This window comes from Moraxella sp. CTOTU48717 (assembly GCF_032057165.1).
In the GTDB taxonomy this organism is placed as follows: Bacteria; Pseudomonadota; Gammaproteobacteria; order Pseudomonadales; family Moraxellaceae; genus Faucicola; species Faucicola tetraodonis.
The window spans coordinates 21,414-41,585 of the sequence record NZ_DAMBBC010000020.1 but is presented as its reverse complement, the minus strand read 5'-3'; the positions used below and the strand labels follow the sequence as shown (position 1 = coordinate 41,585).

At 41.2% G+C, this 20,172-nt stretch carries 17 protein-coding genes and 1 pseudogene; 4 read left to right on the top strand and 14 right to left on the bottom strand.

What is annotated here, in order from left to right; genetic code table 11:
- A partial coding sequence (locus RT084_RS10680; RefSeq protein ID WP_313099940.1) for a LysR family transcriptional regulator occupies positions 1–914 on the top strand: 914 nt, incomplete at its 5' end.
- A gap of 919 nt (positions 915–1,833) precedes the next feature.
- On the opposite strand, the gene RT084_RS10675 is transcribed toward RT084_RS10680, so the two are convergent.
- The 8 genes from RT084_RS10675 to RT084_RS10640 form a co-directional block, all read right to left on the bottom strand.
- Positions 1,834–2,706 carry a sulfurtransferase gene (locus RT084_RS10675; RefSeq protein ID WP_313099938.1) on the bottom strand — a complete coding sequence of 291 codons (873 nt, stop codon included), beginning with the start codon at positions 2,704–2,706 and terminating at the stop codon, positions 1,834–1,836.
- A gap of 88 nt (positions 2,707–2,794) precedes the next feature.
- Positions 2,795–3,244, bottom strand: coding sequence for a cyanase (gene cynS, locus RT084_RS10670; RefSeq protein ID WP_204155523.1), 450 nt, complete (start codon positions 3,242–3,244; stop codon positions 2,795–2,797).
- Between the two features lie 376 nt (positions 3,245–3,620).
- Complete coding sequence (locus RT084_RS10665; protein WP_313099935.1) at positions 3,621–4,529, bottom strand: ABC transporter ATP-binding protein; 909 nt, start codon at positions 4,527–4,529, stop codon at positions 3,621–3,623.
- 10 nt (positions 4,530–4,539) lie between these two features.
- A complete protein-coding gene (locus RT084_RS10660) occupies positions 4,540–5,412 on the bottom strand; it encodes an ABC transporter permease (RefSeq protein WP_313099932.1) in 873 nt (290 codons plus the stop codon).
- Positions 5,413–5,501: 89 nt separating this feature from the next.
- On the bottom strand, positions 5,502–6,896 hold the full coding sequence (locus tag RT084_RS10655; protein ID WP_313099930.1) for a CmpA/NrtA family ABC transporter substrate-binding protein: 1,395 nt from the start codon (positions 6,894–6,896) through the stop codon (positions 5,502–5,504).
- Between the two features lie 44 nt (positions 6,897–6,940).
- Positions 6,941–8,329 carry an FAD-dependent oxidoreductase gene (locus tag RT084_RS10650; protein ID WP_313099928.1) on the bottom strand — a complete coding sequence of 463 codons (1,389 nt, stop codon included), beginning with the start codon at positions 8,327–8,329 and terminating at the stop codon, positions 6,941–6,943.
- Complete coding sequence (locus tag RT084_RS10645) at positions 8,326–9,495, bottom strand: acyl-CoA dehydrogenase family protein (RefSeq protein WP_313099925.1); 1,170 nt, start codon at positions 9,493–9,495, stop codon at positions 8,326–8,328. Before RT084_RS10645 ends, RT084_RS10650 begins: the two co-directional genes overlap by 4 nt.
- A 137-nt stretch (positions 9,496–9,632) precedes the next feature.
- Positions 9,633–10,175 carry an OsmC family protein gene (locus tag RT084_RS10640; protein ID WP_313099922.1) on the bottom strand — a complete coding sequence of 181 codons (543 nt, stop codon included), beginning with the start codon at positions 10,173–10,175 and terminating at the stop codon, positions 9,633–9,635.
- Positions 10,176–10,519: 344 nt separating this feature from the next.
- Here RT084_RS10640 and RT084_RS10635 point away from each other — a divergent pair, with 344 nt between their 5' ends.
- Together RT084_RS10635 and RT084_RS10630 are read left to right on the top strand one after the other, a co-directional pair.
- Complete coding sequence (locus RT084_RS10635) at positions 10,520–12,142, top strand: sigma 54-interacting transcriptional regulator (protein WP_313099919.1); 1,623 nt, start codon at positions 10,520–10,522, stop codon at positions 12,140–12,142.
- Positions 12,143–12,171: 29 nt separating this feature from the next.
- Complete coding sequence (locus RT084_RS10630) at positions 12,172–13,044, top strand: MBL fold metallo-hydrolase (protein WP_472776864.1); 873 nt, start codon at positions 12,172–12,174, stop codon at positions 13,042–13,044.
- A 475-nt stretch (positions 13,045–13,519) separates the two neighbouring features.
- Here the strand turns inward: RT084_RS10630 and RT084_RS10625 are convergent, their stop codons facing one another.
- Entirely contained in the window at positions 13,520–14,434 is a 915-nt protein-coding gene (locus RT084_RS10625) for an ABC transporter substrate-binding protein (protein WP_313099916.1), read from the bottom strand.
- A gap of 274 nt (positions 14,435–14,708) precedes the next feature.
- Between RT084_RS10625 and RT084_RS10620 the strand changes: the two genes are divergently transcribed.
- On the top strand, positions 14,709–15,458 hold the full coding sequence (locus RT084_RS10620; protein ID WP_160001188.1) for a class II aldolase and adducin N-terminal domain-containing protein: 750 nt from the start codon (positions 14,709–14,711) through the stop codon (positions 15,456–15,458).
- Between the two features lie 26 nt (positions 15,459–15,484).
- Here RT084_RS10620 and RT084_RS10615 read toward each other — a convergent pair whose 3' ends face one another.
- From RT084_RS10615 to RT084_RS10600, 5 genes and pseudogenes are all read right to left on the bottom strand, one after another.
- Positions 15,485–16,453, bottom strand: coding sequence for an NAD(P)-dependent oxidoreductase (locus RT084_RS10615; RefSeq protein ID WP_313099912.1), 969 nt, complete (start codon positions 16,451–16,453; stop codon positions 15,485–15,487).
- A 61-nt stretch (positions 16,454–16,514) separates the two neighbouring features.
- Complete coding sequence (locus RT084_RS12465) at positions 16,515–17,261, bottom strand: amino acid ABC transporter ATP-binding protein (RefSeq protein WP_472796095.1); 747 nt, start codon at positions 17,259–17,261, stop codon at positions 16,515–16,517.
- 117 nt (positions 17,262–17,378) lie between these two features.
- Positions 17,379–18,023 (bottom strand): annotated as a pseudogene (locus tag RT084_RS12460) (amino acid ABC transporter permease); the annotation flags it as partial.
- Positions 18,024–18,052: 29 nt separating this feature from the next.
- Complete coding sequence (gene argE, locus RT084_RS10605; protein ID WP_313099906.1) at positions 18,053–19,192, bottom strand: acetylornithine deacetylase; 1,140 nt, start codon at positions 19,190–19,192, stop codon at positions 18,053–18,055.
- Positions 19,192–20,145, bottom strand: a complete 954-nt coding sequence (locus tag RT084_RS10600) for a LysR family transcriptional regulator (RefSeq protein ID WP_267460937.1) — start codon at positions 20,143–20,145, stop codon at positions 19,192–19,194. Before RT084_RS10600 ends, argE begins: the two co-directional genes overlap by 1 nt.
- Positions 20,146–20,172 lie beyond the last annotated feature (27 nt).

Below are 20,172 nucleotides of genomic sequence, written 5' to 3'. Positions count from 1 at the left end.
TTGGGCATGGTGGTATTGGTTTAAAATGCTTATTATATTACAGTTTTAACTATAGTATTGTTCAAGAAAAATCGATTACCAATGCGGCTAAAAAGCTAGGTATCACGGTACCATCGGTAAGCAAGGCGCTTAAGACATTAGAGCGTAATGTTGGTATTGCCTTATTCGTTCGCACAACACGTAAACTACAATTAACCGACGCTGGCGAACAACTTTATAGCCAAACCCGAGAACCGATTTCTAGGTTACAAAACACTTGGCAGCATATTGGCGATCAGTATCAACAACCAAGTGGTCTTGTACGAATCACTTTATCACAGCTACATTTCGAACTGATATTTAAACCTTTTTATGCAGAATTTTGTGCGCGTTATCCAAAGATAATTTTGGAATTTTCTATTAATAATGCTAGTGTGGATTTGATAGAAGCAGGGTTTGATTTGGGGGTAAGATTTGGTAATAACTTGACTGACAACGTGGTGGCTAAGCCCATTTATCCTGCGTTTCGGCAAGGGCTGTATATTTCTTTAGACTATGCAAGCAAATACGGCATACCAAAGACCTTAGATGATTTACAACATCATCGGATGATTGGCTTTCGTTTTATGAGTAGTAATCGAATCGAGCCCTTATTTTTGCAGATAAATGGGGAAAATAAATTACAACCCATTGAAAACACGCTAATTTTTAATGACTCTGAACAAGTATTAGATGCCACTTTGCAAGGACTGGGCATAGGGCGAATCTTTGAACCTTTAGCAACTAATTCAGCGCTGGTACCCGTACTTGAAGAACATTGGATAACCTTTCCTGCCAATTATTTATACTATTTGCCGACACCTGTTAAAGCTAAAAAAATACAGCTTCTCATTGATTTTTTAATGGAGAAATTTGGTAGTTACGCCTCATCTTAAATTAACAACCTACATTGATGACAATGAAAGTGGATAGTGACTAGTGAATCGCCACTTGCTCATGTTTATAGTTTTGATAGGGATACTTTAAAAGGATTTTTTTTAGGACATGAAGGCTATTTAAAATAAGCAATGAAAATCAAAAAAAATTCAGTTTCATCTCTTTTAAATTTGAGTGGGGGTCAAAACCTACTTGCTCAAAAATTAACCAAGGCACAATTTGGGCACAAAATGGGCACACAAGATTTTTAAGCGATTTTTCTGTGCCCAAAATCACAAAAGTGGTCAAAATTTCAATTCTCGAAAAACCACGTAAACCCTTGATATCACTGCAATAAAAAAACCCCAATCAATCGACTGGGGCTTTTGGAATATGGTAGGCATAATCTGACTCGAACAGACGACCCCCACCATGTCAAAGTCGCTAGACCAATCTACCCTATTTGATATTAATGTACTTTAATACTCAAAGCTTTGATACGAGTGGGTTTAACTAAGCGTTCAAGAATAACATTAATGTGATTTAATGACAATTAAGAAAATTATCTTGCAGTTTGGTCACGCAATATTGCGTGTTTTTTAACCCCCACTCTCTCGATATTTTTGATAAAAAAACGTCAATTTCGTCTTATTTTTATTTAAATTTTTTAAAAAAATTATTAATAATTAACCGAACAAAATTAAATACCTCTACTTTAAATGAAGAGAGGTTTAACGAAAGCGATGAAAGCAAGATTGGTAAATTGAAGGCTCGAATTTAAATGACGCTCACAGTTTGAGCGTGTAGATAATTTTGTGTAATTGCCTTTTGTAAATACTTTAATGTTGTTTTAAGTTGGAGTATTTACACTTTGACTGTTTTTGATAGGCTGTTATCAAAAACAGTCAAGGGATTAGTAAATAATTAACTCACAAAGCATCAAGCGGATAAGCGAGTATCGCTGTTCACACCGTCTTCAATCGGTAATTCATCGATGCGAGACCATTCATTCCAAGAGCCAAAATAAATTTTTAACTTGTCATAGCCTGCTTGTTTAAGTGCCAAAAAGGTATTCGATGCTCTCGCACCTTTAAAGCAATAGATGATGATTTCATCGTCTTTACTGATACCCACCGAGTCACATTCGGCTTTTACTTCGCTTGGAGTTTTCATAACCGCCCCTTGTGCGGATGGTTTCATAAAACGATACCACTCTATCCAACGAGAAGTCGGGATTCTGCCCTTACGTGGTGCAAAATCGACACCATAAGGGCTTGAGCTTTCACCAATCCATTCCACCACATCACGCACATCGAGTAAAACAGTATCGTCTTTTACCGCAGTTAGCACTTGTTTATAATCTGCCATGACCTCATTTTCGGTCAAATTGTCTGGAAACTGGGCGGGCGTTGGGACGGTATTTTCGGTAGAAACAGGTAAGCCTGCAGCGACATAACCTTGATAACCACCGTTTAATACTTTGATATTTGGGTAGCCAAGCCAATGTAATAAAAAATAACCACGACAAGACTGACCAAAACCATTGTTTAACGCATCTTCGTAGAAAATAACCGTTTCTTCACCACAAATACCTGCTTCGCCCAATTTTTGTTTGAAGGTGTCTTTCATATCACGAATACCTTGTTCATCGGACGTCGCCAAAAAAGTGAAAATTTCTCGCAAATTCACGGCATTGGGAATATGCCCTGTCTGATAGCTGTCTGCATCTCGAGTATCGATAATCACGGTTTTGGTTTGTTTGGTTAAAACGTCTAAATCAGTCGGTGAGATGATGATGTCAGTTAATTGCATGGCGTACCCCTTATGAAAATCGGATGAAAAGAAGTTTAAGATAGCAAGGTCAAACCAGACGGCTTGAGCCTTGAGGTGGAGCAAACAATTAGTAAGATTTGTAAGGTAAGAATTTACCTGATAAAGCGATATTCACACGGTCGCCCGCTGGGTTGTTCTCACGTTGGATATCCATTGAAAAATCAATCGCACTCATGATACCGTCGCCAAACTCTTCGTGAATCAACTCTTTCATGGTCAAACCGTACACGCTAATCACTTCGTATAAGCGATAAACCAATGGGTCAGTCGGTACTGATGTTGGTAGGCTACCTTTGTAAGGTACGACTTTGAGCCATTTGGTTTCGTCTTCGGTCAGGTCAAAGATTTTGGCAAGAATTTTGGCTTGTTCGTCGTTAAACTGCATTTGACCCAAGCAGCCCGCGGTCACCCACTCTTTGCTCAAGCCCACTTCTTTAGCAATGCCTTCCCATGTCAATTGTTTGACAACTTTGGTAGCAACGATTTTTTCAGTAACTTCAATACGACTTTTAATCATGGTAATCTCCTTGGTGGGTGTTGTGATAAATCTAGCCTTTCAAATTCGGTTCAATGCAGAGTCAAGCTTGCTTGATGGACTACTTGTAATATCTTCGCTCACTTCCCTTGTCTTAAAATGAATTTAGTTGGCTATAAAACAAATTAAAATGTCCCTGCAAAAAAGTAAGTTTTAATTTCTTACAGTGTTATTGTTTATATAGCAAAGTCTATGCCAAATTTTTAAGTGATTGATTTAAAAAATATTTTTATAAATAACAATATCTGATGTATAACAAATCCAACAAAATGTTATCTTTGTCAATGTTGTTAATTTTGTCATTTAAAACCATAAAAAAACCTGCCAAATCAGCAGGTTTTTATAAGAAACGCTTAAATTACAACTGTTTAGTAATTAGCGCATCATCTTCACTGGCTTCCAGCCCTGGATATACCACTACAGGCTCTGGCAGATGGTAGCCTTCGGCTTGCATTTGCTTGGAGCGATGTACCAAAAAGTCCAGCAAATGATTACGCAGGCGATAAAATTGCGGGTCGTGGTGCATGCTTTCACGGCTACGAGGTTTAGGGATGGTATTCATCACAATCTCAGCAATGGTGGCTTGCGGTCCATTGCTCATCAAAAAGATGCGGTCAGCCAGTAAAATCGCTTCGTCAATATCATGGGTAATCATATACACGGTTTGCTGGGTTTCATTGACGATTTTTACCAGTTCGTCTTGGATTTTACCTCGAGTTAAAGCGTCCAATGCTCCAAACGGCTCATCCATAAACAGCATTTTGGGAGCAACCGAAAACGCCCGAGCAATACCAACCCGCTGCTTCATACCGCCTGATAGTTCAGAAGGTTTTTTATTTAACGCAGGTTGTAGTCCGACCAAGCCGATATAATGCTCAACTTTTTGATCGAGCTCTTTCTTTTTCATATTGGGATAACGCGATCGTAACGCAAACAAGATATTTCCTCGCACCGTGAGCCACGGCAACAAGGCGTGACCTTGGAACACCACACCTCTATCAAGGCTTGGTCCTGTGACTTCTTTTCCACTCATAACAATCGTGCCGTTGGTGGAATTTTCTAGCCCTGCCAAGATGTTCAAGATGGTAGATTTACCACAACCAGAATGCCCAATCACGCAAACAAATTCATTTTGATCAATGTTAAAGTTAATGCCTTCAAACACGTTTGGATGAGCTGGGGTGTAGCGTTTGGCTAAGTTTCGCACTTCAATCAATGGGCGTTGTGTGACTTTGGCTGAAGTAGCCGTTGAAACAGTATTTTTCATTCTATTCTCCTTACTCCACATAACTCACGGCTTTTTGTAAGCGAACAAACGCCATATCCAGTAGCATACCCACCACGCCAATGATAAGTACCGCAAAAATCACATTACCCAATGACAAGTTATTCCATTGATTCCATAAATAATAGCCAATCCCTGTGCCACCCACCAACATTTCGGCAGCCACAATCACCAACCATGCAATTCCCATTGAAATTCGCATCCCTGTGATAATCGCAGGAGCAGCGGCAGGTAGCATAATTTGAAAGGCTTTTCGCATCTGTTTGACTTCTAACGTGGCGGCGACATTTATCCATTCTTTACGCACGTTACTGATACCAAAGGCAGTATTCATCAACATTGGCCACAAAGAGCAGATAAAAATTACAAAAATCGCCGATAAATTGGAATCTTTAATGGTATATAACGCAATCGGCATCCACGCCAAGGGCGAAATCGGCTTTAATAGCTGGATATAAGGGGTTAATACTTTGGACAATAAGGGCGAAATACCAATCAAATAACCCAACGGCAACGCTACCAACACTGCAAGCAAGTACCCTGCTAGCACCCGCCCCAATGAATAGCCCAGTTGTAGCCCAATGCCTTTATTATTTGGACCTTTGTCATAAAATGGGTCAGATAACTGCGTCCACACCAACTTGGCAAACTTGGCAGGGGTCGGAAAATCCGATGGCTTATCAGGAATAATTTTGCCATCTTCGGACAAATCGCCGACCAAAATAGCGTATTCTTTTTGCTCAGGTGTGGCATAATTTGGCACTTGCTTGGGTTTTGCTGACCCCAAAAACCACACCACAACAATCAGCATAGCAACGGCAATCGACACAATTAGTGGTGCGTGTGGCGACATAGGTTTCTTCATTTTGACCCCCTATAGACATGAATGGTATAATTAAAATTTAGAAATAACAGCAATAAAATCCCCTGTTGAATGGCGTAAATCGCCAACCCTCACACCAACTTTTTAATGGTAAATTGATTGACATATTGCTCTGGCTGTCTTGGGTCAAACGGCTTGCCCATGACACTAAAGCCTTGATAATCATCGTGATGAAGATAATCGAGTCCCAACTGTGCCATTTGCTTTTTGGCATCGGTGAGCATCATCACTTTTTCGGTCAAGTCTTGGTAATTAATATGTGAATTGATATAGCCCCAGCGTCGCATTTGAGTGAGCATCCACACCCCCATCGAGTACCATGGCATGGCGTCATAACCTGTGCGATTTGGCACGTTTAGGATATGCCCATCTCCATCGGCAAAATGCCCTGTCAGCACTTGGCGTACCACGATTTCAGGCTGATTCAGGTAGCCAGCTGTCGAAATAACTTTGGCAATCTGTTGGCGATTTTCACCTTTATTGGCTTCGACGGTCGATTTTAAAATTGCTCGATACAATGCCAAAAAAGTATTGGGATTTTGCTGAATAAAGGCTTCGGATGTCCCAAATGCACAGCAGGGATGACCGTCCCAGATGTCCTTGGATAAGGTATGGATGTAACCTGCTTTTTCATAAATCGCACGTTGGTTAAACGGCTCAGGACCAAAAAAGCCATCAATATTGCCTGCCAATAAGTTGGCGACCATTTCAGGCGGTGATGTCACCCGTAGCTGCACGTCAGTGTCAGGGTTAATGCCATGCTCTGCTAAAAAATAACGCAGCAAATAATTGTGCATCGAATGCACAAACGGTATCGCAAACACCATACCTTTCCAGTTTTTGGGATCACGGTTGTTGATGTGCTTCATTGACATGGTCAAAGCTTGGCCATTGATGTTTTGCAGTGCCGCCAGCTTCATGTTTTGCTGTGCTGAACCTTTGCCCATGGTAATCGTAAACGGCATAGGGGCAAGAAAATGACTGGCGTCCAGCTCATGATTGAGCATACGGTCACGCACCAATGCCCAACCTGCCACTTTGGTTAAATTCACCTTTAAACCTTGCTCAGCATAGAATCCCATCGGGTCAGCCATAATCAACGGCGTGGCACAGGTAATGGGAATAAAGCCGAGCTTGAGATTTTTCTTCTCGATATTGCCCACGGTTTTGGTTTCGGCTGCCATCGACTGCAATGCCCCAATTGGCAATACGGTGGCGATGGCTGCCATTGCTGTGCTTTGACCAACGGCTTTTAAAAATGCTCGGCGTTTGGCGTCGTGGGGAAACAAGGCTTTGACTGCCGCTGCTTCAATAAAATCTGCTCCGACCAGTTCAGCATCGGTGGCTCGATTAGCATCGAGTAGCCATTGGTGGCTGCGTTGGCATTCGCTCTCATTGGCGTGTTTACCACAACTGCAACCTAGCACTTGTTTATCATCATATGGGCGGAATAGATTTTTTAACATAAATTTTCCTTTACAATGCCAGTTGCTAAAACTATTTATATTAGCTAAGCCGATTTTGCGTATTTGATAACAATCTCGGCTTGGGTGTCACCATTGTGGACTTGTTGCATGACCAGTTGGCTGTCATCTTGGTCAGCAATCGACCAATCTTGCTCTCGGTTAGGGCTGCCCGATATCATCACCGAAATGCCTTTGGTTTTGAGACGAATCACAGGGTTGGTGTGCTGATATGGTTCGTAGGCTTGCCCCGTCACTTGGGCGGCAATGGTGCGAGCTTGGGCATGAATCGGAGCAATAAAACGGCAAGGGCTACCATCAATATCCACACAATCACCTAACGCATAGATATGCTCATTGCTAGTTTGCAAATTGGTAGAATTAACCTTGATACCTGTGCGGGGGCTAAAGTCTAAGCCTGCTCTCTGTGGCAAACGGCTATCAACAGTCAATCCTGCCGAGACGATGACTTGGTCGGTAGCGGTTTGGTACTCGAGGCCTTGGCTATCACGACTCGATAGAGTGTAGCCATTGTCAATTTTACTCAGCCCTGTCACGCTGTGTTCGGCAAGATAGCGAATGCCTTGCTCTGCGAGACACTGTGCCACCAATTTAGCGGCAATCGGCGGTAATATGCCTTGTAATGGATAAGCGGTTCTATCCACCAAAGTCACTTGATGCCCTGCTCGTGCCACGTCTTCGGCAAGCTCAGTGCCTATCATTCCCGCTCCAACAATTAACACTGCTTGGGGTTTATCGGCAAGCGTCTGTTGTAAACCGCTAAAACCATTTAAATGGTTAATCCGCCAACAATAGCTGGCTGGCAAAACCTCTGGCACAAATGGTGATGCTCCTGTGGCAAACACCAGTTTGTCATAGCTAAACACGCCACGAGTGGTGTGGATTTCTTTAGCTTGGCTGTCAATATTGAGAGCAAAAGCTTTGGCAAGCAAGGTAATATTCAGCTCGGCGGCGGCTTGGCCGCCTGTGGTTTTGATGATTTTTTCGGTAGTCATTCCTTTACTAATAGCAATCGACAATTCAGGTTTGTGGTAGCGATTGGCATCACACGAACTAATCATTAACACAGGCATACTGGTATCTAGACTACGTACCGCTTCGGCAACTGCCCACCCTGCCATACCTCCACCCAGAATCACCACGCCATAATGGTTGTCGATGGCAAGAGTCTGTGGTTGTGCCACGATATTGACCGTGCGTGGCACATACAATTCAAAATCGCCTTTGCCCACACCACATAGCGGACACACCCAGTCGTCTGGAATGTCGTCAAATTTGGTAAACGGTTCAATTCCGCTGTCGGGGTCACCTTCTTTTTCGTCATAAATCAGACCACAAGCAAGGCATATATATTTTTGCCAATTATCATCATTAGCGACTGTTGCTTTTATCTCGTTGTTTATGTCGGGGTTCATGCGGGCATCTCCTCAGTCATCAATTGTTGGGCAAGATAGCGTAGGTGCTTAATTGCAGGGGTCACAATAGCGACAAACTGAGCCTCACGGACACGACGTTGTGGGGCTGCAGAAGCCAAATACCCTCTTGCTCCTGTGTGCATCAAGGCAGCCTCACTGGCTCGTAGGCAGTATTTGGCCGCGTTAATACGCAAATTAATCACATCAAGCAAATAATCTTGACTGGTTTCAAATGGTGTTTGTGCAAGCTTTAAGGTGTGTTTGGTAGCTCCATCGACCAAGGTTTGCAGTCCGCCTGCTTGGTCTTGTAAAAACTGATTGACATGCCCTAATTGATTTTCCACGCTCAAAATATCGTCAATACAGCCATCAATCACGCCAAGTCCCATACCCATTTGCATTAGGATAAATACAGGGCGTATTTTTAGAATAAACGGTTTGGCAGGGTCAGCGATGATGTCATCATTGGGTACAAAATACTCATTTAAACCAATCCCGTAAGTACCGCTGCCTTCCATGCCACTAAACGTAGGACATTGACGTAGCTCAACCCGCTCATCCAAGCGTAATAAAAATAAAATATCGTAAGGCGTGCTACTGTCTTGGATGCTGGCGACGGCACCGCAGTATTGACCACGTCCGATATTACTCACCCAAGGCAAGCTCCCCGAGATGATATAACCACCCGCAACTTTTTTGGCTTTCAATGCCATAGGCTCAATATCTGTCCATGCTTTCATCGGGTTAGATAACGCAGTGCCGCCCAGCGTTTCACCAGACATATGGGTTTTGAGTACCGCTTGCTGACTGGCTGACTTGTTATTGGACAAGTCCAAGTAAAGACCGCAAGTATCCTGAGCCCACGTCATAAAACCTGTCGTGCCACACGCACGGCTGATGGATCGCATCGCATCTATCGCCACATCAAAGCGTGAGCCTTGCGATGACATATGTGCTGCAAACGCCCCTGCCGCCCCAAGTTGTGCCATTTCAGCAACAGGATAATAGCCCTTATCAATCTCGTAGGCTTTGGGGGCTAACATCGTTTGGGAAATATATGCCACATCTGCCAGTACCTTGTCGCTATCTGACCACTTAGGTTCAAACACTGCGGGCTCAAACATGGCAGGTGAGTTTTTTAAAAAAGCATCATCTAGGGTTGTCATTTGTGGTTTTCCTTTTGGTACTTATACAATTGGGCTAAACCCAATTAAAACAGGATAAACTGGCTAAATTTGAATCAATCTTTATCAGTTAATCTGCCAAAGCTTTGTTTTAACAGATTAACCTTATGACTAACAGCTTATATAGTTGAGATACTGAAATCCGCAACTGGGTTACGCATGGTGTTGGCAACAGGTGAGAAATAGTTGGCATGTTTTACGATTTCTTCTAATGTTGCTTTGTCGGCATCGCCTTCAATATCAACTTTGACACGAATCGCCTGAAAGCCCATCTGCTCAGGTTTACGCTCAGCTCCGCCTGCACCCCATGCCGCTGTATTACCGATATCCGCTTCTAGGTAAACTTCAAGTTTGCTTAGTTTGACTTTACGGTGTGTGGCAACGGCAGTGATACCGACCGTCAAACAGCCACCCAACGCACTAAGCACCACTTCACCTGGAGCAGGAGCAGTGTTCTCACCAAACAAATGGTAAGGCTCATCAACAACCACGCCTGGGTGACATGGGTCAGGATTGGTTAAGTAGCTGATAGTGCGGAATTTACCAACCGATACAGTATGTACTTTGTTGGTACCTCTGCGTTCTGGGTTTTCACGACCTGCGGCAGCGAATTTTTCAAGACCTTCTGCGTCGATTGGGCGTAAGTAAGTAACATCTGACATGGTTCTACTCCTTATGATAAATTTTTTTAATACAACTTGGGTTGCCCATAAGCTATAGCAAGGGCCGTGCCAAATTTATAAATTATTGTTTTTATTATTTTTTTTATTAATGCTAACAAAAAAATTGACAAATCAGACAATTTGTCTAGTTATATTGTTCACTTTGTCAAATTTGTTAATTTGTTGTGTCAAAATTTATGGCTAAAAATCATTGACATACTCGCCATGACATTGCTATGGTAAAAAAAGGGCAGTTTTTATCCCAAATTTTTTGACAAAGCTTTTGTGTAAGAAATCACTAATAGCGTACTCATACCAAACTGGCACCACACCGATAACACACCATGAAAAAAACGGCGAACGACAGCAACTGGCAAGCCATTGAAATGCTTTTGTTGCAAGAAACCATGAAGCAAATCGGCAAAGACGGCAAACCCGATGCGGCGATTAATACCATGCTGCACCTGATGAGCGAGCTGATTGGGCTTAATCGTGGGCGGATTGTGTTGGCGGACACTGATGGACTGCTGCGTATTCATTACAGCTATGGCTTGACCGCCGAGCAAGTAGCCCTAGGGCAATACTACTCGCACGAAGGTATCACAGGGGCGGTATACAGCAATAGTCATGCCCTCATGGTGCAAGATATCCACTCGGACAATATCTTTTTGGGACGGGCGGTTAGCCGAACACAGTTACCGCAAGAGAAAGTGTCATTTATCGCATTACCGCTTAAATCCAATAATCACACTTTTGGCGTGTTAGCATGCCATCGGTTACGCATGAGTGAACGCACTTTGTACCGTGACATGGCGTTGCTTAACACCTTGGCGACCTTGTGCAGTCAGTTGCTCCATTGGCAGACCATCAATGACGCCACCACGCAAAACCTTATCAACCATAACGAAGCGTTAAAAAAAGCCTTGCAAAGCAACACTCGCACCTACGGTATTATCGGCTCATCGCCTGCCTTACTCAAAGCCATTCGAGAGCTTGAGCAAGTATCCGACAGCAACGCCAACGTACTGTTACTTGGTGAATCAGGTACAGGTAAAGAGCTATTTGCTCGGGCATTGCACACCGCAAGCCCAAGGGTGAACAAACCCTTTATCAAGGTCAACTGTGCGGCAATCCCTGAGAGTTTGTTTGAAAGTGAATTGTTTGGGCATGAAAAGGGGGCGTTCACAGGAGCGACCAGTGAACGGGTAGGACTGTTTCAGCAGGCGGACGGTGGCACTATCTTTTTGGATGAAATTGGCGAGCTTACCTTGCCTGTGCAAAGTAAGATTTTACGCACTTTGCAAGAAGGCACGATTACTCGTCTTGGTGGTCGCAAAGAAATCAAAATTGACGTGCGTATAGTCACCGCCACCCACAAAAACCTTGCGGAAGCGGTGCAACATGGCGATTTTCGCCAAGATTTGTATTACCGACTATATGTGATTCCGATTATGTTGCCTGCCCTGCGAGAACGACGTAGCGATATTCCTGAATTGGTAGCGTTTTTCTTAAAACGTATCAATCAACAAAATCGTCGCAGCGTCAACTTGACTGCCGAAGCGATTCAAGCACTACAACAGTATAATTGGCCTGGTAATATCCGCCAATTACAAAATATGCTTGAACGCTTGGTATTGCTGTCGCATGGCACGATTGTCGATGCGATGACGGTGGAAAAACGCTTGGCACAGCAACACGAAGAAAACCTTACGATTGAAGTCGAAGCGTATTCGCCTGTTAAAGATGACAAAAACAGTAAATCAAAAAAAACCAAAGTACCGATGACCTTTGATACAGACTATGAGATTCGCCCTTATATGCAGGCGATGTCGCACAATCTGGATGAACTGAACGCCGTGCTGGTGCGATGTCGGGGCAACAAAACTCAAGCCGCCGCCATGCTTGGCATGACTCCAAGACAATTTAATTACCGTTGGAAAATCTTAAACCAAGCACCGGCAAGCTAAGCCGTAACCGCAAACTGGGAGTAAACAAGATGATGCAAATTCACTCATTTTTGGACACTACCACAGAAACCTTTACCCATGTATTGGTCGATGAAACCACACAACAATGTGCCATTATCGATCCTGTGCTAGACTTTGACCCAAGTGCAGGCAGAATCAGCCACGAAAATGCCAATAACTTGATTGCCTTCATCGAGCAGCAGGCCTTGACGTTGGTATATATCATCGAAACCCATGCCCATGCCGACCATTTATCCTCTGCCCCATATCTCAAAGCCAAGCTTGGCGGACAAATCGTGATTGGTAAATCCATCGACAGCGTACAAAAAACCTTCAAGTCGATTTATGACTTGAGTAGTCAGTTTAAAACCGATGCCAGCCAGTTTGATATCTTGACCGAGGAAGGCTCAACGCTCAGCTTGGGAAGTCTGATCATCACAGCCATGCACATGCCAGGGCATACGCCAGCTGATATGGTATATTGGGTTGACGATGGGCAACGCAAGGCAGTGTTTGTTGGCGATACCTTATTTGCCCCTGATGTGGGGACGGCTCGGTGCGATTTCCCCAATGGTAGCAGCTCAGATTTGTACGATTCGATTCAGAGATTATTGTCGCTACCCGACGATACCTTGCTGTATCTGTGCCATGATTATCCGCCCAAAAATGGTCGACAACATACCCCAACCACCACCGTAGCTGATGAAAAACAACGCAATATTCACGTCAAGCACGGTACCAGTAAAGCCGAATTTATACAAATGCGAGAAACTCGGGACAAAGATTTGCCGATGCCAAGGCTGATTTTGCCATCAGTACAGGTCAATATCAATGCAGGCGAATTACCCAATGCCCATGCCAATGGGATAAAATATTTGAGCATTCCATTGAACCAGTTTTGACTTAAAAGGTGTGAGCCGTTGTACGCCTTAACAAGGTCAGAATATTGGGAAAGCATGGCAGAACAAAAAGGAAATGCCAGACAGCTCAAAAAGTTTGTAACGCTATCTTCAGTTATATTTGCAATAATCAATATCAAAACAGGTTGGATCTATAACGCCTTTGTAATCAACGTGTTTAAACGAGTATCGTCGGTTGCAAAGTATCAACCCGTATCGATAATCAGCTGGTTTTAGATGCCCTAAATCAAGCGCTTAACGCTCTTGGCTGACCAAGCGGAGTGGTTCGCCATTCTTATGAAGGTAGCTAGTACGTATCGATTAAATACAGTGTTTCTATTAAATAAGAAGGTAGTGGCTTGAAAAGTATGCTGACTAAAACATGAATATGCTAAAAGTTAGTAAATCAAAGCTTTCAGAGGTCAATTGATATTATAAGTTTTTAAATAACATACTTTTCAAACCACTACAAAAAAAATTAGGATTTACTAGTCGCCGCTTTGCTTTCCTCATCAGTTGGGGCAACCAAATCATATTGTTTCATTAATTGATCATATTTACCCGACGCTTTAATTTTGGACAAACCTTCATTAATTTTATTGTAAGTCTCAGTATCACCTTTTCTGACAGCGATGCCACCAAGAATCGGAATGAACTTATCTGTACTTGAAATCATCACTCGATTATTGAGTTTTTTGACCGCTTCTTTGGCAACCCCTACATCGTCATACTGGGCATCAACTGCACTAGATAATAACGCCTGTATAGCTTGCGGTGACGTTTCGAATTCTTTGATAGTAATGGCAGGTTTTCCTTTGGACTCACAGCTCTCTTTGGAAAACTGTTGAATTTGCAATGGGTAAATGGCACCTTTTTGGGTAGCCACCGATTTGCCACACAGCTCATCACGTGTCTTCGGTTTGAAATCCCCCTCTGTCCTTACTAATAGCGCTTCATATGTTTTAAAGTAAGGGATCATATCGACTTTTTGCAGTCTTTCAGGCGTAATATATAAACCAGAAATAATCGCATCAAACTTTTTACCATCTAGACCTGGAATTAGATTCGAAAAGCGAGTATCTATATAATTTGGTTTTGCACCATTCTCAGCTAGAATCGCATCCATGATATCAATATCAAAACCTTTAGGTTGATTATTTTCCATATATTCAAACGGTGGAAAGGTAATATCACTACCCACTATCATTGTGACTTCATTTGCACCATTTGCTTGTGTAACAGATACAGTGGTAGATGACTCAGAGCTATTTGCTGCACTATTGTCAGTTTTTGTTTGCTCCGCAGATTTGCTACAACCTATTAATGATGTACTAACTAAACATATTGCCAATAATTTTCTACCAGAAAAATTTTTCATCGCTGTTATTTTCATGACAAACTGTCTCCTTTAATAAAATGATATAGTGAAAACATATTAAATTAAGTTTTCATATTCGTGGGTAACGTATTCGCTAACGCATGCTATGATTTGATTATTAGCTATAAGTAATGACCATGATGATAGTTATACAAAAAAACTGAGCTGTAAGCAATTTTGAAAAAATGATTCACTGCTACTGTAAATCCTATTTAATTATCGTCATTTATTCCTAGTTTATTCGCTATAGTAATAATTCCTTTATCTAAATCTTGATAGGAGTAAACGTATGAATTCATTAAACAATACCTTGTTAATTGATGAGCAACAATCCCGCATCAATCTTGCTGCCTGTTTTCGTTGGTTTGCTAGACTCAATATGCATGAAGCAGTGGCTAATCATTTTAGTGCCTCTGTGTCTGCTGATGGCAAAAAATTCTTAATCAACCCAAAATGGCAACATTTTTCTACCATCAAAGCTAGTGATTTGATTCTTTTAGACGCCGACGATCCAAGTGAAGAGTTAATGGAAAAAATCGACCCAACGGCGTGGGCAATTCATGGTCGGATACATAAGCTACGTCCTGATATCAAATGTGTGTTGCATCTTCATCCCATCTATGCAACAGCGATATCGACGCTAAAAGACCCAACTATTAAACCGATTGATCAAAATACTGCACGTTACTTTAATCGAGTATCGTATGATATGTGCTATCAAGGTATGGCAGACTCTTTGGCAGAGGGTGAGCGGTTAGCAAATTTATTGGGTCAACATACTCGGTTAATGATGGGGAATCATGGTGTTTTAATTGGTTCTCACAGCATTGGCGTTGCCTTTGATGATATGTATACCATTGAACGTGCTTGCCAAATTTTGGCAACAGCCTATTCAACTAACCAGCCCTTGAATATTTTGGCTGAAAAAACAGCTGAGAAAACAGCTAAAGATTGGGAGTCAATTGAAGATTTCAGCGAAGCCCATTTCGAAGATGCTAAAAAACAATTGCTGATACAAGAGCCTGAATTCGCTAAATAACTTAAACACAGTTAATATTTCAACATTTAGCAGACCAAGTTTTTCGGGCAGCCTTGTAAGTAAGCACAAATATTTTCTTCAATTTCGATGACTAAACGATGTTGTGCTTCTTGGCTTGCCCAAGCGACATGGGGAGTTATAAGTAAGTTGGGTAATCTAGTAGTTATCATGGGATGATTTATCGCAGGTGGTTCTTGAGTTAAGACATCCGCAGCATAGCCTCCTAGATCACCTGTTAATAGTGCATGGATGACAGCATTTTCATCAACCAGTCCACCTCTGGCAATATTAATTAACAAGGCATGCTTTTGTAGCATTAATAACGTTTCTTCATCAATCAAGTGATAAGTATCTCCATTTAACTCACAGTGTAATGAAATAATATCTGCTAGCTGAATAGCTTGCAAAAAAGGTATATAACCTTCTCGACAATGTATCGCATTTTTACGTTCACTAAATATCACATTTATACCAAATGCCTTAGCCTTATTGGCCAGTGCCTTGCCACTTGTGCCACTACCAATAATTACCAAGGTCTTTTGATACAACTCATAAATTGGCGTTTCTAAATAACAAAAATTATCACATTTAGACCATTTGCCACTCTTTACTGCTTCATCGTAGCCACTAAAATTTCTAATTAAATTTATCATTAGCATAAAGGCGTGTTCTGCTAAGCTATGAGATGCATATTCTCTGACATTGCATAGATGAATGCCTTTGGATTGAAGCAGTTGAATGGGTTGTTTATCGTAGCCTGTTGAGCATAAAGCGACTAATTGAAGTTTAGGGTTGTTGGATAAAACTTGTGGTGTTATACAGAGGTCATTAAGAATTATAATCTGTTGGTTTTCGACATCCGATTCAAACTCAGATTGCGAGAGATGGTTAAATTGGTTAAAACTAATAGAGCAAGGTAACGTTTGTTTATCAAAACTTAGCGTGCGGATGAGAGAGTGGGCTTCTGCAAAAGCGATATTAATTGTTTGTGACATTTAGTTTCCTTATCTGTATGAATCTTAGTATTAAAAACTAAGATTCATACCTTAATGCGAATCAATGTTTTCTAATAAATTGTTTAAATCGCTCATTTCGGCTATGTTCTAGCTCAGCAGGTGAGCCCTGTTCAACAATATGGCCTCCTTCCATAAAAATCACCCTGTCAGAAATTTTGAAAGCAAAATTCATTTCATGCGTTACAATAATCATCGTTAAGCCCTCTTTTGCTAGCTGTTCCATAACTTTTAAAACCTCATTGACAAGTTCTGGGTCTAACGCTGAAGTTGGTTCATCAAACAAAATAATGGAAGGTTGCATCGCCAAAGCTCTAGCAATCGCCACACGCTGTTGTTGGCCACCAGATAATTGATGTGGGTATTTATTAGCATGAAGTTTCATACCGACTTTGTCTAGCATAGCGATAGCGGTAAGCTGGTTAATTCCTTTATCATTCATGCCATGATATTCAGGGGCTAGCATCACATTTTCCAAGACAGTCTTATGAGGAAATAAATTAAAACTTTGGAACACCATGCCAACATGAATAATTTGTTCTTTATATGCTGATGAGTTTTCTGTTAATGTTTGGTCTTTCAAGAATGGCTTACCCATTAAATTGACTGTGCCTTTGTTCAAACTTTCCAAACCATTTAGCGTGCGGATAAATGTCGTTTTACCAGAACCCGATGGCCCAATAACCGAAATAACTTCACCCCACTTAACATTCAAATCAATACCTTTTAGAACTTTATGATCACCATAGGATTTATGAATATCAATAGCTTCTAAAGCATAATCACCAATTCTTTCATTGTTTAAGAATTCATAATTAGCTAGAGATTTATTGGTGGTGGGGATAGGTATTTCATCTTCTTTTAATAAAGGTGGGTTCTTATGGGTGATATCAATGAATTTTTCGAATTTACCAATGAGCCAACCAAACACTGTCACGATAAGCACGTAAAAGAATGCCACGGCTAACATGGTCTCTAGAACTAGGAAGTTTTGAGTGTAGAGACGTTGTCCAACGAGTAGGATCTCGGTCAGTGATATGACTGATACTAGCGACGTCAATTTAACAATCGTAACAAATTCATTGCTTAAGGTAGGCAGTGAGATACGTAATGCCTGGGGTACAACAATTAAACGTTGGATTCCCGCAGTCTTCATTCCCAATGCTTTACCTGCCTCTATTTGACCTTTGTGAACTGAGTTGAGTCCACCACGATGAATTTCTGCGATATAGGCAGCTTCACTTAGGGTTAGTGCAATGAGGCCAGACAAAAAAGAAGAAGCTAAGATAACACTGGTTTGTGGGAATACTTGTGGCATATTATAGATAAATACCAATAACACCAAGAGTGGTAAGCTACGAAAAAACCAGATATAGCCGCCACTTAAAGTAGAAATGATTTTGATTTTAGACTTTTTACCCAGTGCCAATAAAAATCCTAAGACGATGCCTAATATCCAAACCAATACACTAAGTTCAATCACTGTTAAAGTGGCTTGCCAAAAGTCTTTATTTTTCAATAGACCAAATGTATATGCCCAATCAAAATGCATTACTTTCTCCTCTTTTTATAAAATCCACGTTATAGCAGTGTGGATAACAGTTTTTGCAAAAATACATCACATATCTCAAGCTGGGCGATGCTAACATGTTCATTGGGTTTATGAGCGACTTCAATCGTTCCTGGTCCGCACACAATAATTGGACAATGCATTTGTTGTTTAAATAGACCACCTTCTGTGCCGAAGGATATTTTGGTCGGCTTAGACGGAGTTGATAATAAGCCCTGCACCATTTGTACTGCATCCTCTTGGCATGACGTGTCTAAACCTGGATATTGATTAATATTTTCTACATGAATTTTTGCAATGGATGCTTTTTTTGAATAGTTTTCTAAGATATGTTGCTGGATCTGTTCAATACTATCTTGAGTGACATTACGAATTTCATAATCTAGCTGACAAAGATTTGGCACAATATTTAACGCTTTTCCACCATAAATTTTCCCCACATGAATAGTGGAATAAGGAACATCAAACCCTAAGTCTTGGCTACCGACATTGGCTAAATACTCTTGAGATTCGATTAGGCTTTGCACAAACTGTGTGGCAGTATGAATGGCATTATCAAAATTTGGGGCTAAGGCTGAATGCCCTTCTTTACCAAAGCAGAATACTTGAAATACCGCTTTACCTTTATGCCCAGTAGCAACCTCCATCATGGTAGGTTCGCCAATGATGGCAAACATTGGTGGTATAATTAAACTTTCTAATTTGGTTAAAATACTTCTGACACCAACACAACCTATTTCTTCGTCATAAGACAAACATAAGTGTAAAGGACGTTGTAGTTGTTGCTTAGATGCTTTTTTAAACATAACCAAAGCACAGGCTATAAACCCTTTCATATCTGCTGTACCACGACCAAAGACGAGATTATCTTGAATCGTCATACTAAAAGGGTCAGTTCGCCAATTCTGCCCTTCTACAGGCACTACATCAGTATGACCTGACAACAAAATACCTGCTTTATCTTTAGGTCCTGTGGTTGCAAATAAATTAGCCTTGGTTTTTTGCTCATTGAAATCTAGAGTAATCTCAATGTTTGAGCTTGCTAGATACTCTTTAATATAGTCAATAAGTAATAAATTACTTTTATAAGAAGTTGTATCAAATGCGATTAGTTTTTCTAGCACTTCAAGATATTCTGTTTGATATTGCATTAGTCACCTACTTCTATTGACTGATTTTTGATATGCGCTTGTGAAAAATAGGCAACACTCATCCCTGGGATATATTGATTTGAAATAAAAGCCTGACACCGACTAATAAACGCTTGACATATCTTGCCTATATTGGCGTTAACGGGTGTTGCAATCCCTATTTTCATGGGTCGTACATCGCCTGAAATTCTTACCATCACAAGCTTCTTGCCATCAGGCGAATAATCCATTTTTGGACGAACGTTTAAAATGGTATAACCAATATTATTTCCTACCATTGAACGAATTACATCAACATGTTTTGACGTTTCAACAACATTGGGCTGTAGTTTTTGATGGCGAAATAAAGACAAGAAGTAATCATTACTGTAAGGCATATCTAACAATATCATGGGATAGTCAACCAATTCCTTGAGTGTTACTGCCTGTTGCTTTGCCAATGGGTGTGATTCTGCAAGCAAAACATAGGGGGGTAAATCTGCTAGTGGCATAAAGTTGATATAATTACTATCAATATGCAAATCATATAACAATGCCACATCTAAGGTATTCTGCATCAAATCTTGGGTAAGCGCTTGATGATCATCAATCACAGTTTCCAAATTAACTTGTTTGTATAAATTTGAAAAACCATGAATAATTTCTGCATAAATCATGGGTGCAAAAGCGGAAAAGCACCCCACCTTAAGCGTGCCCCGCATTGCCCCTGAAAAATCAGCAGATAATGCGTAAAGTCCAGATGATTGACTTAAAATCACCTTGCACGCTTGCTTTATTTGTTCACCAATGTCTGTCAAAACCAAACCTTTGGCATGTTGTCGAATAAATAACTGGACGTTTAATTCACTTTCAATGTGTGCAATTGCCGCAGAGATAGAAGGTGAAGATACATGAATTCTCTCAGAAGCAATAATGATACTGCCACTTTCGGCTACTGCAACAAAATACTCCATTTGGCGTAACGTTATTCGACTTAACAC